Source organism: Algoriphagus vanfongensis DSM 17529 (assembly GCF_000429465.1).
GTDB classification, from domain to species: domain Bacteria; phylum Bacteroidota; class Bacteroidia; order Cytophagales; family Cyclobacteriaceae; genus Algoriphagus; species Algoriphagus vanfongensis.
Map to the genome: position 1 here is coordinate 107,760 of NZ_AUBX01000014.1, position 13,635 is coordinate 121,394.

The following is a 13,635-nucleotide window of genomic DNA, read 5'->3' on the forward strand; positions in this document are numbered from 1 at the left end:
CCAGATTGTTCACAGTCCTATGAATTTCAAAACCCTCTTTCACCTCTTTTTTTGGAGCTTTTTCATGTGCAGTATACTGACTGTCAAAGCTCAAAATCACCAAATCGCCACTTTCAATATTCGCTGGGCCAATCCAGGCGATGATGGAAACTTATGGCAAGATAGATTGCCACAGGTCGCTGCCCTGATTCAGTTTCATCAGATCGGAATCATCGGAACGCAGGAAGGCCTCCACTCTCAAATCACGGGACTCAGCGAAAAACTGGGTTATGACTATCTCGGCGTAGGCCGGGATGATGGGGCCGAAAAAGGCGAATACACGGCTATTCTCTACAACGTAAAAGAATACAAGCTTCTGGATCAAGGCACTTTTTGGCTCTCTCCTACCCCTGAGAAGCCAAGCAAAGGCTGGGACGCATCTCTCAACCGAATCTGTTCCTATGGCAAGTTCAAGGATTCTGAAAATGAGGAATTCTATGTTTTCAACATCCACTATGACCACATCGGCCAGCAGGCTAGAGAGGAAAGCAGCAAATTGGTTTTGAAAAAAATCGCTGAGATCAACAGCGAAGAACTACCTGTTTTGCTATTGGGTGACTTCAATGTCACTCCCGAGAATGCAGCTTACACCACGATCACCAATACTTCTGGCTGGAAAGATGCCCGATTGATTTCCGAAATACCAGCTTATGGTCCAGCTGGAACTTTCACTGGTTTCGACTGGGAGAAAATGCCTGATAATATCATCGATCATGTTTTTGTGCATGGTGCTGTCCAAGTCATCCGCCATGGCATCTTGACCGACAACTATGGCAAAAAATATCCATCCGATCACTTTCCCGTCATGGTCGAGGTGGAGTTTTGATCTGATCATCTTCAATAATCAAAAAATCCCCAACTGGGGATTTTTTGTTTTTATCGTTTAGTGTTTCTGAAACTTTAAAGACTTAGTATGGTTTGGGTGGGAACGGTTTGCATTCGATTTGCGGCGTCCCGCTATCGGGATCAAAGCACTTTCCTAACCACCGAAACCAAACCTAGCAACAGAGCGAAAACCTTGCTGGTAGCCGTTCACCCGCCATAGACTATAAGCTATGTTGCACCGTTTTTTATTTTTAAAAATTCCACCATTTCTTTCTTTTCGTAAGTTCTGTCAATGAGAAAGATTTCGTTTCTCCTTTATCCTTCTCATATTCAAGCTGACTGTTTACAGATTCGATAATGTGTTGCCAACCTGCTGAAAAGCTCGCTTTAATTTCCGTCCCGTTTGGGGTGTAATCTTTATCAACTTCAATTTTATCAACTATTTCAAAAAGGTCAGAATATTCTTTTTTAAATCGGTCTGGTAAGTACCAAGTTACTTTTGGTTCATTTTTCCAATTGCCAAAACTTGCATTGCCAAAACTTGCAACGAGTACTTTTGATTTTCCAAAATCCTTTTTTGTCGGTCGATTTGATTGGTTTAGCCTTGTTGAAACTATGAGATTATAACCATAACTCGTTCGGGTATCTGCTGCCAATACGACTGCACCACCATAATTTCCATTCTCCAATTTGAAAGTCAAACAAGTTCCTTTGTCGAAAACAGGTTCTTTAAATCTCTTCTTTTTCCTTGCCTTTGCTTTTGGCTTATCAGAGCTGATTTTGTCAAGAAATTTATCAAGTGCTATTTTCCGTTTATTAATTTCTGATTCGTCAGCGTCAAGTTCTCGCCAAACTTCCAAGTCTTGTCCACTTTCGATAATTGATTTTACTTTCTCATAAAGTTCTTGTTCAAGACTTTTAGTCTCCCATTGGGCTAAGGCAAGAACGAACCAAAAGTTATTGCAATCGTCAGGATTGTTGATTAAACCCTTGTTGTCCTTAATCAGTTTTTTAGAAATATCAGCAGGTTCTTGTCCTTCGTTATATAATTCGAAGAAGTCAGCATAAATGTCGCTTGAAGTGTCGTTACTTTTTATTGCTGTTCCCCAAGTTCCCATTGATAGATTTCGTCTATTTTAAATGTTGCACAACTTATTTATATACACACCTTTTATGCACCTAACCACCCAAAATCATTTGGATAAACACAGCTTTTACACTCTTTAAATCTTGTTTCAAGAGAAGTAATAAACATTCGGGATTCGCGAATCGCGAATTGATAATTTGATATATAAGTTACTACACTGGCTTTTATTTCTTACCACTGAAAAGTTTCGACAAAAACCCTTGTTTTACTCGTTTTTCAACAATCCAAATTGGTTTGTCAGTCGGTCTAATAATTTTTGTATTCGGTCCTGACTTTCCCCAAGGAAACCCTGTTTTTATTGGCTTATTCGTTAAGTCTGCTACTAAAAACATTTCGGGTAATTCAATCTGTCCATTTTCAAAGTCATAGTCCATTTTGTTATTTTCCATTATTCCGACTTTTTCTTCCCAAATTTCCATCACCGTCTTTTCGTGAATAATGTCCAAGTTTGATTGATTTCCTATTCGTCCAAACTCGTCAACGTGTTTAATGAATTCGCTCAAATTTTCAGAGTGTTTTACGATTACAGCTGGGTCATGACAGACATAATAGACTGAGTTCCAATTTCCTTTTGAGTCAATATCTAAAATCCAAAAATTGCCAAATCCATCTCCTGCGAGTTGGATTGAATTTGGGAACATTTCTTCAAATCCGAAAAGACCGAATGAATCAAATCGGACTTCTTCAAGTCCATAGAATTCAAAACCTTTACTGAATCTTAATAATTCTTCGATTTCATCCGGTAAATTATTATTTGGAAGCTGTTTTTTTAGACTTTCTATTTCGCTTTCAGTCATTCCGTCCAACAATTCAACTTTAAAGGAATCCCCGTCTTCCGATTCGTATTGATTTGAAAGTATTGATTCTAATTGTTGTTTCGGTGTCATTTCTGTTCGTGTTCTTTAGCCATTGCCTAACGGTTGGGGCAAACTGCGCGGAGAATTTGGAACAACTTCCATCCGAGTTATCCTTTTGGCTACTTGTTTGCTTTAATACTTCAATTCGCATATCATCCAGCCATGCTGCTTGCCCTGTGTTACATGCTTTTTTTATCTGTTTTTTATCTTGATCGTTCTAATTGACTGAAGAAATAGTTCGTTATTGTCGGAATCTAAATCTTGACCTGAGATTTGTAATCTGATGTTTCCAATATCACCTACTCCTAAACTATCAAAATATACTCCGGTCAATCCGTATCCAATTATCCTAGGCTCGACTATTTTAGCTTGGTATCCATCAACTATCTCATAAGTAAATTTCTGTTTTCTGTACTTCTCTCTATCTGAATTTTCAATCTTTTCTTTGTTTAAAAATACTATTCCCGAAGTATCAATCTTTCTCTCCATAAACCAGGGAATCATACTGCTCGGATAGATTCTTATACTTTCCTCTTCCAAAGAATCTGAATAATATCCATAGTCAAAATATATAGTGTCACTATCACTTGTAACAATTTCTTTTACATATGAGTCAACACCTTTTATTTCGTTAACTTTCCAATCAACCGGTAAATCGATAGAAAAAGAACCAAAATTTACGGTATCCATTTCAACGGCCTTTTCAACTACACATGAGTAGGATGAAATCAATATAAGCAGCCATAGTATTTTCATTATTATAATTGCATGTAACCGCCCTGGCTATGGCAAGTGCGGGATTTTGAAACCGAATCCTTGTCCGCCTACCGAATGTTGTTTAGTCAAAATATCTTCATTCTTAAGCAGTCAGCCCGCATTTGCTGTAGCCGATGTTGTGCTTTCGTGCTTTTTTATTTTTCATTCATTTGGTTCCCATTCAAATAATTTTTCTTCCAATGGATTCCAATTCTTTAGTCTATTTCCAAGTCTGTTTAATGAAGCTTGTTCCGATTCGAGTTCGAATTTTGATTCGTGATGTGAATGTCCTGTTCCGTTGTTAGTAGCTTCAATTTTCAAAGCCGAACGTCCATTCACTTCAATACAATATGCTTCTATCAAAAGATAGTAAGCCCATTTATCTCCTTTTTCCCCAAGTTCATAGGTTGCTTTGTCCTTAGTAGATTTGGGGAATTCAGTCAGATTATTAGCAAAATTTTGAAATTCATCAGAGTAGCCGTAAAATTCCAAAGTCGTTGAGCAGAATCCGTTGCTAAAGAATCCTTGGAAAAAAATGGTATCATCTCCTTCATCAATATTTAGAACTTTTATTTTAATCTCAGATTTCATCTTTTATAATATCCTATTTCATCTCTCATCATTCTTTCAATTGACTGCCATAATTCTGTCATCATTAGAATTCGATCACTATGTCCTATGTTTTCAAGTTCTTTGGCAGTTACATTAATATCCTTCTGTGTCGAAATACGATTCAAGACGATTTGAAATTCATCTACATAATCCGAAGAAAGTCGTTTATACTCTTCTATTTTCGGAAGTAATGCATCACTACAAACCAATTTCAATTTGTTTAATTCCTGATTCAGAATCATTGTTGGCTGGACAGATTTTTTAGTGTAGTCAATCAGTTCTGAATTGAAATCGAGCAAAGCCTGATTTGTATCTTCTTCATCTCCTTTTAAAAGTCTCCCCATAAATTCAGTTGTTATACCGTAAATCATTTTGGGGTCCGTTCGCATGTTCTGGTTAATCTCGTCCATTTTGCTCAAAAAGGAACTGTAAACTTCAAACCGTTTTTCAAGCGCTTTATCATTCTTTTGATTCCTTCTATTGAGAGAATATTGAATAATCGCCCAAGTCCACCCGAGAATCGCAATTCCTATCGTTATGTAGTCCTTAGTTTCCATTTTTTTCGCATGAAGCACAACTTATTTATACACACACCTTTTAAACACCTATCCACCCAAAATCAGGCGGATAAACACACCTTTACACTCTTTAATTCCTGCTTCTGGAGAAGCTGGAAAACCTTTTCTTTAGGATAAAACAAGGCTCCTGAAAACAGGAGCCTTGCGAAAACCTACGACATTTAGTAGTAATCCCTAGCTTGGAATTTTGCATCGGTAATTCTGACTTTTCAACAAATTCCAAAACAAATAAGGATGGAATTTTATTTGCTCCAACTTTTGACCGTCGTCGGTCGCCTGTGGACAATGTGAATTCTTAATTACCGGCAAGCTATCGTAAAGCCCTGCAATCAGTTCATCAAGTCCTCAATTTCATCCGCTTCGATCGGTATATTTCTCATCAAATCAAGGAACCCATCTTCTTGGATGACAATGTCATTTTCCAGCCTGATACCAAAACCTTCCTCTGGAATATAAATCCCCGGCTCAACAGTAAATACCATCCCCGGCTGGATCGGGCCATACATCGTACCCACATCATGCACATCCAGCCCTAGGTGATGGGAAGTCCCATGCATGAAATATTTCTTATACGCTGGCCAATTTGGATCTTGATTTTTCACATCAGTCTGATCGATCAGTCCCAGTCCGATCAACTCGGACTGCATGAGCAAGCCGACTTCCTTATGATAGTCCTGAATCGTCACACCAGGTCTCAGCATGTTACTGGCCTGCTTGTGCACCCGAAGCACCGCATTGTAAACTGACTTTTGTCTATCGGTAAATCTTCCGCTGACTGGAATCGTCCGGGTCATATCCGCATTGTAGTTGCCATATTCCGCACCCACGTCCATCAAAAGAAGTTCTCCTGCATTACAGGCCTTATTATTTTCCAAATAATGCAAAACACAGGCAGAAATCCCGGAGGCAATGATCGGCTCATAGGCAAATCCCTTGCTGCGGTTTCTCACAAACTCATGAAGGTATTCGGCTTCAATCTCATACTCTGTGACACCAGGCTTGACGAAGTTCAATATTCTACGAAACCCTTTTTCTGTAATATCACAGGCAATCTGCAATTGATCGATCTCCTCCTGTTCTTTCACTCCTCTTAGCTCATGCATGAGAGGAGCCGCTCTATCATAGACATGGAGTGGAAACTGCTCTTTGCATTGTTTGATAAATCGGGCATCTCTCGTCTCTACCACCACTCCGGCACGCAGGTGCTCATTGGTATTCAGGTAGATCCGCTCAGACAGCGCCATCACTGTATTGAATATCTGATCAAATGCGTCCAGCCACTGGATATTTTTAATCCCTGAGGCAGCTTCAGCTTCTTCTTTGGTGTACTTATGTCCTTCCCAGACAGCGATATGCTCATTGGTCTCCCGAAGAAAAAGCACCTCTCTCAGCGAAGGATTGGGACAGTCTGGAGCGATCAATACGATACTTTCTTCCTGATCTATTCCGCTGAGATAAAGTAAATCGTTGTTTTGTCTGAATTTCATCGTGCCATCTGCATTGGTAGGCATGATGTCGTTGGAATTAAAAACTGCCACTGAGTTTTTGGCTAATTTGGCGGCTAGCTTGGCTCTGTTTTTCACATAAAGTGAGGAAGGAAGCGGTGTATATTTCATAAAACAACTCTTTCTTTTGGTGAGAAAATAAGTGACTGGAACCATTCCTGCCACCATTTCATTTATTTTGATCGGGACAAAATAACATTATTCCCACGGAGATTAAAAGGCAGAATTTTTACTACCTTCATTTCAAACAGGTTTTCATGTATCAAATCAAAGAGCTTGCAAACGGCATCCGCATCGTCCATCAGGAGGTCACCCATACCCGTCTGGTCCATTGTGGATTTATACTCAATATCGGCAGTAGAGACGAGACCAAAGAGCAGGAAGGTCTGGCACATTTCTGGGAGCACATGGCTTTCAAAGGCACTCAAAAGCGAAAAACTTTTCACATCATCAATCGACTCGAATCGCTCGGTGGAGAGCTCAATGCTTACACGACAAAAGAAAAAATCTGCTTCTATGCCTCAGTGCTCAAAGAACACTATGCCAAAGCCGCTGATTTGCTTTTTGACATTACTTTCAACAGCACCTTTCCGACTAAGGAAATAGAAAAAGAAAGGCAGGTGATCTTAGAGGAAATGGCAATGTACCGAGACTCGCCAGACGATTCCATTCAGGATGAATTGGATGCTTTGGTTTTTGAAAATCATGCTTTGGGACGGAATATTCTGGGAAATGAAGAAACCGTCGCCAATTTCTCCCAACAGGATTTCTTTGATTTTATTTCCAGTAGACTGGATACCTCGCAAGTGGTGTTTTCCATCGTCGGAAATATTTCGTTTTCCAAAGCTCTGAAACTGATCGAAGGTCCTCTTTCTGAAATCAAACCGAAGAGAACGCTCTATCTCAGAAGTGGTTTTCATGACTACACCCCCCAATCCAAAACTGTCAAAAGAGACATTTCCCAGTCGCTGAGTGCAATTGGAAGACCTGCATTTTCGCAGCATGATCCCAACCGCTACAAACTCTACCTGCTCAATAATATTCTGGGAGGCCCAAGTATGAATAGCCGCCTGAATCTCGCATTAAGAGAAAAATACGGCTACGTCTACTCCATTGAGTCCAGCTATCAGCCCTTTTCTGATACGGGTTTTTTTGGGATCTACTTTGGAACCGAAGAAAAGACTCTCAAAAAATCCACTCAAATAGTTCTGAGAGAAATGCAAAAGCTCCGAACCAAAAAACTGGGAACGATGCAGCTGCACATGGCCAAAGAACAGGCCATTGGGCAGATGGCTATGGCCGAGGAAAACTACGCCGCACTCATGCTCGTCTATGGAAAAAGCCTCATAGATCATGGCAAAATAGATCCTCTGGAACGTATATTTGAGCAAATCAGAGATACGACTGCAGAAGAGCTCCTCGAAATAGCAGGCATGATCCTGGATCCTGAGCAGCTGACCCATCTCACCTACTTACCCAATTAAAATGGAATTTATCGATCCGGCACTTTTGGCCTATTGCGAAGCGCATACGAGTGAAGAAGACCCACTTTTGCAGAAAATCGTGAGGGAAACACAGCTCAAAGTGATGCGCCCAAGAATGCTCTCAGGCCATCTGCAGGGCAAGCTTTTGGAACTATTCGTCAAAATGCTCCGACCCAAAACAATTTTGGAAATCGGCACTTACACGGGCTACTCAGGCCTTTGTATGGCCAAAGGTTTGGCTCCAGATGGAAAGCTCATCACACTGGACATCAATGATGAATTGGAAAAAATGGTGAGGGGATTTTTTGACGAAAGCGGCTACGGATCTCAGATCGACTACCGACTCGGCAATGCGCTAGCTATCATCCCTGAATTGGAAGGCCCTTTTGATCTAGTCTTCATAGACGCTGACAAAGCCAACTATGCAGCCTATTATGATTTGGTCATTGACAAACTTTCCCAAGGAGGTTTTATCCTCGCCGACAATGTACTTTGGTCTGGAAAAGTACTTCCTGAAGGGAGAAAAAAACTCGATAAAAACACGGCCGCTTTGCTGGACTTCAACCGTAAAATCCAGGAAGATCCTCGTGTCGAAAACAGCCTCCTCCCGATCCGGGATGGAATATTGATGGTCAGAAAACTCTAATTTTTTAAAATAGGAATCATTTTTGCTCAATGCGTGCTGTGCAATTGAACCATTCCTTATGAAGTTTCGTCGAGTCTTTTTTTTCACCTTCTTTCTCTTTGCTTTTGCTCAATTTACAGTCGTAGCCCAGATCCCTCAAGTACCTGCTGAATTGGAGTTTGCAGATCTGATCGTGCGAATCAACCCTCAAGCCAGGCGAGAAATCCAGCTCGACGTAGACGCTTTGTACCGAAACCCTTCCTATTTCAAAGTCAAACAAGACCGGTTCAACCTCTATCGCCCGATCATCGAGCGGGAGCTGACCAATGTCGGAGTTCCGCTGGACCTGCAATATTTGGTAATTCAGGAAAGTGGATTGATTGCAGATGCTGTTTCCACATCCAATGCGGTGGGTTTTTGGCAGTTCAAACAAGGAACAGCGGAAGAGGTTTTTCTTCGGGTGGACAATCAGGTCGACGATCGTAAAAACATCGTCAACTCAACCCGCGGAGCAGCCCTATATCTCAAGAAACACAATAATTCCTTTGACAACTGGATGTGCGCACTCGTCTCATATCAGATGGGACTAGGTGGAGCAAAGGCCTATTTTGGCACAAAATACAATGGAAAAACAGTCGTCGACATCGACAGAAATTCACATTGGTATTTCAAAAAATTCTTAGCACACAAAGTCGCTTTTGAAAACAGCAGCTACAGTCTTGTCAGTAACAACCGACGCTTGGTCGAAGTCAAAGTATCAGGTCCTGTCACCTTATCCTCTCTGGCCAAAAAATATGGAGTAAGTGAGGATCATCTGAAAGAAATGAACAAGTGGGTTTCTCATGGCAAAATCCCTTCTGGAAGCGGGTATTCACTTGTGTATATTCAAGAAGGTCAAGCTGATTTTCAGCCAGCGATTGCTCAGGAGCAACCGACCAACTCTCCCCGACAGCAAGCCAAAATTTCCAATAATCCGGCTTACAAGCAAGCCAATTCATTTCCTAGAATCGCCGGAAACACGACGCAAGCCACGAGGCCTGACCAGATCACTGTCAATGAGCTAGATGGCGTACAAGCTGCTAAAACGACTACGCAAGAGAAATTTGCCGATCAAATCGGTATCAAGGAGAAAAGACTCAGAAAATACAATGATCTAGATGCTGGTGAACGAATCGAGTCCGGAGACTACTATTACACCGAAAAGAAAAAGTCGAAAGCAGACGTGGAAACCCACATCGTCCAGTCTGGTGAGACGCTTTGGAGTATTTCCCAAAAATACGGCATCAAGCTCTCTTCTCTAAAAGCTAAAAACCGAATCAGAAAGGACAGAGATCTCAAAGTGGGAATGGTGCTCAATCTTCAAGATCATAGAAAAAGAGGAGAAGATATCCCAATCGTACGAGTGCAGCCTGTATCCAATCAGCAAATCACTCAAACCAGCTCTTCTTCCTCTAGCTCTCCTACAGTCAATCAAACCAGACCAGCTGAAGTGCCTACGAGCAGCTCTACTCCTGCCGCATCTTCTAGTTCTTCCAGCATGACGCATACTGTAGCTGCCGGTGAAACGCTCTATGCCATCAGCAAACGATATGGGGTCACGGTAGAACAATTGAAATCCTGGAATCGGATCGGCAGCCAGAATATTATCAGCGTCGGTCAGAAATTAACTATCTTCAAGCCCTGATTCAGACTTTTTTCATGCGCAGATTACTATTCCTTTCAGGACTCCTCTTCCTTTGCTTCTTCCAGGGACTTCGGGCACAGGATATTCAGTTCATCCCTGATACGGTTCTCATCAATGGAGATACATTGCTGATGTTGGGTGATTCTGTTCTGATCGAAGAGCCTAAAAAGGAGATTTTCTGGAAAACGGGAGGGAATTATAACATGAATATTCAGCAAGTGACTCTGAGCAACTGGGCCGCTGGGGGCTCGAGTTCTTTTGCCTTGAATACAGGTGTGTCAGTTTTTGCTAATTACAAGAAAGACAATAAAGTCTGGGACACACAGCTGAATGTCAATTTAGGTTTCAGCCGGCAAAGTGACCGACAATACCAAACCAGAAAGACCAACGACAATTTCACTTTCGTCAGTAACTATGGCCGGGAGCTTTCCAAAATGCTCTATCTGTCTACCCAGCTGGATGCCCGGACTCAGCTTTTGGAAGGGTTCAAGTACAGTGCTGGGTCAGATGGCGAGGTGCTGAGGACCAAAATCTCTGATTTACTTTCACCGGGCTATGTGCAGTCTTCCACCGGTCTGAACTATCGAAAGACCTACGAAAGAAAAGGGAAGTTATCTATGATTATTTCACCCTTCACCGGTCGATTTACCATCGTGATGAATGATTCCCTGAGCAATGCAGGGGCATTTGGTGTGACTCCAGGAGAGAATGTACGAGCCGAGGCGGGGATGTCATTAGCTACCTCTATCACCGATTTTGTCCTGATGGAAAATATCACCTGGAAAGCTGATCTCAACCTTTTCTCCAACTATGAAAGTTTTGGAAATATGGTAGTCAATTTCAGTTCAAAAATTCAGATGAAGGTCAATAAGTATATTTCGACCCGAATCGAAACCGCACTGATCTATGACGAAAATGTCTTGATCAAACAGGATGACGGCAGTTCCAAGCAAGCAATCCAGCTTCAAAACCTCATCAATTTCGGGGTTAGTCTGGACTTTTAGAAGTCCGTCTCCAAGCCAAACTTCTTTGTAAATTCCTTCAATGCCGGATGTTTATCCAGAAGGTAGATGAATTTATCTGAATTGGTATAGAGTTTCGTCTTCTGATCCACGATTTCTTCCTTGAGCTCCAGAGTGACCCTAAACGGTCCCACTCCAGCGACCTGACGAATAATAGCAATCAGCTCCGGCTTCATCTTCTCGGCAATTTCTTCCTGCATATGTCCCATGACCTGCAAGACTATCTCCTTTTCCTTGACCTGAATAGACTGGTTGAGAATGACTGATTCGAGATTCTTCTTTTGATTTTTGAAATGCTCCAGGATTTGAGGCAAATGCCGATCCAGCAGTTCCTGCGTCAAAGGCAAGAGTGACTCGGTAGTAGGCACAAACTCCACCGGATCTTTAGCTTTGGATTCCGACTGAACGGTCTGTTGCGAAAGCTCCTTTGCCAGCTTTTTAGTTTGAGAGAGAGATGTAGGAATAGAAATCGTTTTTTGAACAGGAGAAGTCTTGGCAGCAGGTCTCGCAACGGCCGTATCAGTCTCTTGTTCTTGAGATTTTTCTTCCTTAGCTAGGCTTTTTTTTTTGATTCCTCCGCTGCTGCTGCAGCTAGGCTGATAGCCTGAGGCAATTTGGCCATTTTCATCAGAGCGAGCTCTACATGCAGGCGCTGATTCTTGCTAGTCTTGTAGTGGATATCGCACTGATTGGCCAGATTGAGAGCGGATAGCAAAAAAGAGGAACTGATTTCTTGGGTTTGTTTCAGATAGCGTTCTTTGACATTCTCAGATACCTCTATCAGATCTATTGTCACTTGGTCTTTGACCACGAGCAGATCTCTAAAATGCTCGCACAGACCGACAATGAAATTATGCCCATCAAACCCTTTCTTCAGAATTTCATCAAAAATCAACAAAGACTGCGAAATATCTCCGGCGATCAGGGCATCGACTACCTTAAAATAGTAGTCATAATCCAAGATATGCAGATTGGAAATGGTCTCCTGATAGGTGACTTTCTGTCCAGCTGAATAGGTGACGATCAAGTCAAAGATCGAAAGGGCATCTCTCAAGGCTCCATCTGCTTTGGTAGCGATCAAGCGAAGGGCTTCATCTTCGTATTCCACTTTTTCCTGATCGGCAATATATTTCAGATGATCAGCGATATGCTTGATCTGAATTCTATTGAAGTCAAAAATCTGACAACGGGAAAGGATAGTCGGGATGATCTTGTGCTTTTCCGTAGTAGCCAGAATAAAAATAGCATACTTCGGTGGCTCTTCCAAAGTCTTCAAAAAGGCATTGAAGGCTTGGTTGGAAAGCATGTGAACCTCATCTATGATATAGACTTTATATTGGCCTTTTTGCGGAGCATAACGCACTTGATCCACCAGATTCCGGATATCATCCACGGAATTGTTGGAGGCTGCATCGAGCTCATAGATGTTGAAAGAGGAGTTGTTTTGGAAAGAAACGCAAGACTCACAGATGCCGCACGCCTCCTGATCATCACCCCGGTTTTCGCAGTTGATTGTTTTGGCCAAAATACGTGCGCAGGTAGTCTTACCTACACCTCTCGGACCACAAAAAAGGAAAGCCTGGGCAAGGTGATTGTTTTTGATCGCGTTTTGAAGTGTGGTAGTAATGTGCTGCTGCCCTACTACACTTCTAAAATTAGCTGGTCTATATTTTCTTGCCGAAACAACGAAGTTTTCCATCGCTGCAAGATATAAAAATCTGGCTATACAGAAACCCCGAAAACTGGGCTATTCAAAAGATTTTCCATAAGGAATTGAGCTTGAAGTGGATGCTTTGGTAGAATTTAATAATAGTACTCAGTGATCAGTGGTCAGTACTCGTGACCACAGACCACAGACCACTGACAACAGTAAGAGTTTCTCAAACTTTAAACTTTTCACTTTAAACTCTCTGATTTTCTTCCTTGGAACTAAAATTGGATTACTTTTGTCATCCCAAAGCAAATGGGGCTGACCGGTTTTGACAGTAAGTGTAGAGATCGGGCTTGCATGCAGGCTGGAGTATGTACGGCCTTGAAAGATTCATACGAACTATAAATGGCGAAACTTCTTACGCCATGGCTGCCTAATCTAACCTTATAGGATAGATCGCTTAAAGGGTTGAGTCACAAATCGTGATTCCCCGGCCACATCTCACCGCCCGTTGTCTGATCCGGGTGGATTTGAGGTGTCGACTTGATCGGGCTGCTGCTTGTGATGCGATTAAGCAAGCTTAAGACGAATCGATAAGCCAAGCTCAGGTGTGTCACCCAGCATAGTTTGGTCGAAAACCAAATCGGTGACTAAGCATGTAGACGGTACGGTGTTTCCTTATCTGGACGCGAGTTCGAATCTCGCCAGCTCCACAAAGCCTTTTGTAATCAACAGATTATAAAAGGCTTTTCTTTTTATCACTCTGACTAGATGATTACTGGCATTTTTCTCTTCTATACATTTAATAGACGTGCTTAAGTCAATATTCAGCCTCTAAAAAACTTCATAG

Annotated in this window: 13 protein-coding genes and 1 other RNA gene; 6 read left to right on the forward strand and 8 right to left on the reverse strand. The window is 41.8% G+C overall.

The genetic code is table 11. The features are described from left to right. Window positions 1-64: 64 nt before the first annotated feature. The gene (locus G460_RS0111640) at window positions 65-865 is read left to right on the forward strand and encodes an endonuclease/exonuclease/phosphatase family protein (protein ID WP_245578728.1); all 801 of its coding nucleotides are present in this window, start codon (window positions 65-67) and stop codon (window positions 863-865) included. Between the two features lie 250 nt (window positions 866-1,115). Here G460_RS0111640 and G460_RS0111645 read toward each other — a convergent pair whose 3' ends face one another. The 6 genes from G460_RS0111645 to G460_RS0111670 all read right to left on the reverse strand — a co-directional run bounded on the left by G460_RS0111645 (window position 1,116) and on the right by G460_RS0111670 (window position 6,430). Beyond that, complete coding sequence (locus G460_RS0111645; protein WP_026955516.1) at window positions 1,116-1,982, reverse strand: hypothetical protein; 867 nt, start codon at window positions 1,980-1,982, stop codon at window positions 1,116-1,118. Window positions 1,983-2,175: 193 nt separating this feature from the next. Then, window positions 2,176-2,898, reverse strand: coding sequence for an SMI1/KNR4 family protein (locus tag G460_RS0111650; RefSeq protein ID WP_026955517.1), 723 nt, complete (start codon window positions 2,896-2,898; stop codon window positions 2,176-2,178). A 162-nt stretch (window positions 2,899-3,060) separates the two neighbouring features. Beyond that, on the reverse strand, window positions 3,061-3,624 hold the full coding sequence (locus tag G460_RS0111655; protein WP_026955518.1) for a hypothetical protein: 564 nt from the start codon (window positions 3,622-3,624) through the stop codon (window positions 3,061-3,063). A 162-nt stretch (window positions 3,625-3,786) separates the two neighbouring features. Next, on the reverse strand, window positions 3,787-4,215 hold the full coding sequence (locus G460_RS0111660; protein WP_026955519.1) for a hypothetical protein: 429 nt from the start codon (window positions 4,213-4,215) through the stop codon (window positions 3,787-3,789). Next, window positions 4,212-4,793 carry a hypothetical protein gene (locus tag G460_RS0111665; RefSeq protein WP_026955520.1) on the reverse strand — a complete coding sequence of 194 codons (582 nt, stop codon included), beginning with the start codon at window positions 4,791-4,793 and terminating at the stop codon, window positions 4,212-4,214. Before G460_RS0111665 ends, G460_RS0111660 begins: the two co-directional genes overlap by 4 nt. A 350-nt stretch (window positions 4,794-5,143) precedes the next feature. Beyond that, window positions 5,144-6,430, reverse strand: a complete 1,287-nt coding sequence (locus G460_RS0111670; RefSeq protein ID WP_026955521.1) for an aminopeptidase P N-terminal domain-containing protein — start codon at window positions 6,428-6,430, stop codon at window positions 5,144-5,146. A 146-nt stretch (window positions 6,431-6,576) separates the two neighbouring features. Here G460_RS0111670 and G460_RS0111675 point away from each other — a divergent pair, with 146 nt between their 5' ends. The 4 genes from G460_RS0111675 to G460_RS0111690 are packed head-to-tail and all read left to right on the forward strand — an operon-like array spanning window position 6,577 to window position 11,116. Further along, window positions 6,577-7,803, forward strand: a complete 1,227-nt coding sequence (locus G460_RS0111675; RefSeq protein ID WP_026955522.1) for a M16 family metallopeptidase — start codon at window positions 6,577-6,579, stop codon at window positions 7,801-7,803. A 1-nt stretch (window position 7,804) separates the two neighbouring features. Further along, window positions 7,805-8,449 (forward strand): O-methyltransferase, encoded by a 645-nt coding sequence (locus G460_RS0111680; RefSeq protein ID WP_026955523.1) that lies wholly within the window; start codon window positions 7,805-7,807, stop codon window positions 8,447-8,449. A 58-nt stretch (window positions 8,450-8,507) separates the two neighbouring features. Beyond that, on the forward strand, window positions 8,508-10,112 hold the full coding sequence (locus G460_RS0111685) for a LysM peptidoglycan-binding domain-containing protein (RefSeq protein ID WP_026955524.1): 1,605 nt from the start codon (window positions 8,508-8,510) through the stop codon (window positions 10,110-10,112). A 14-nt stretch (window positions 10,113-10,126) separates the two neighbouring features. Continuing rightward, window positions 10,127-11,116 (forward strand): DUF3078 domain-containing protein, encoded by a 990-nt coding sequence (locus G460_RS0111690; RefSeq protein ID WP_026955525.1) that lies wholly within the window; start codon window positions 10,127-10,129, stop codon window positions 11,114-11,116. Here the strand turns inward: G460_RS0111690 and G460_RS21810 are convergent. Both G460_RS21810 and G460_RS0111700 read right to left on the reverse strand, forming a co-directional pair. Continuing rightward, a complete protein-coding gene (locus tag G460_RS21810) occupies window positions 11,113-11,502 on the reverse strand; it encodes a hypothetical protein (RefSeq protein ID WP_211226751.1) in 390 nt (129 codons plus the stop codon). The genes G460_RS0111690 and G460_RS21810 overlap by 4 nt on opposite strands. 185 nt (window positions 11,503-11,687) lie before the next feature. Then, on the reverse strand, window positions 11,688-12,833 hold the full coding sequence (locus tag G460_RS0111700; RefSeq protein ID WP_026955526.1) for a DNA polymerase III subunit gamma/tau: 1,146 nt from the start codon (window positions 12,831-12,833) through the stop codon (window positions 11,688-11,690). A gap of 266 nt (window positions 12,834-13,099) precedes the next feature. On the opposite strand from G460_RS0111700, the gene ssrA reads away from it, so the two are divergent. Beyond that, window positions 13,100-13,501, forward strand: a transfer-messenger RNA (tmRNA) gene (gene ssrA, locus G460_RS22890). Window positions 13,502-13,635: the final 134 nt, after the last annotated feature.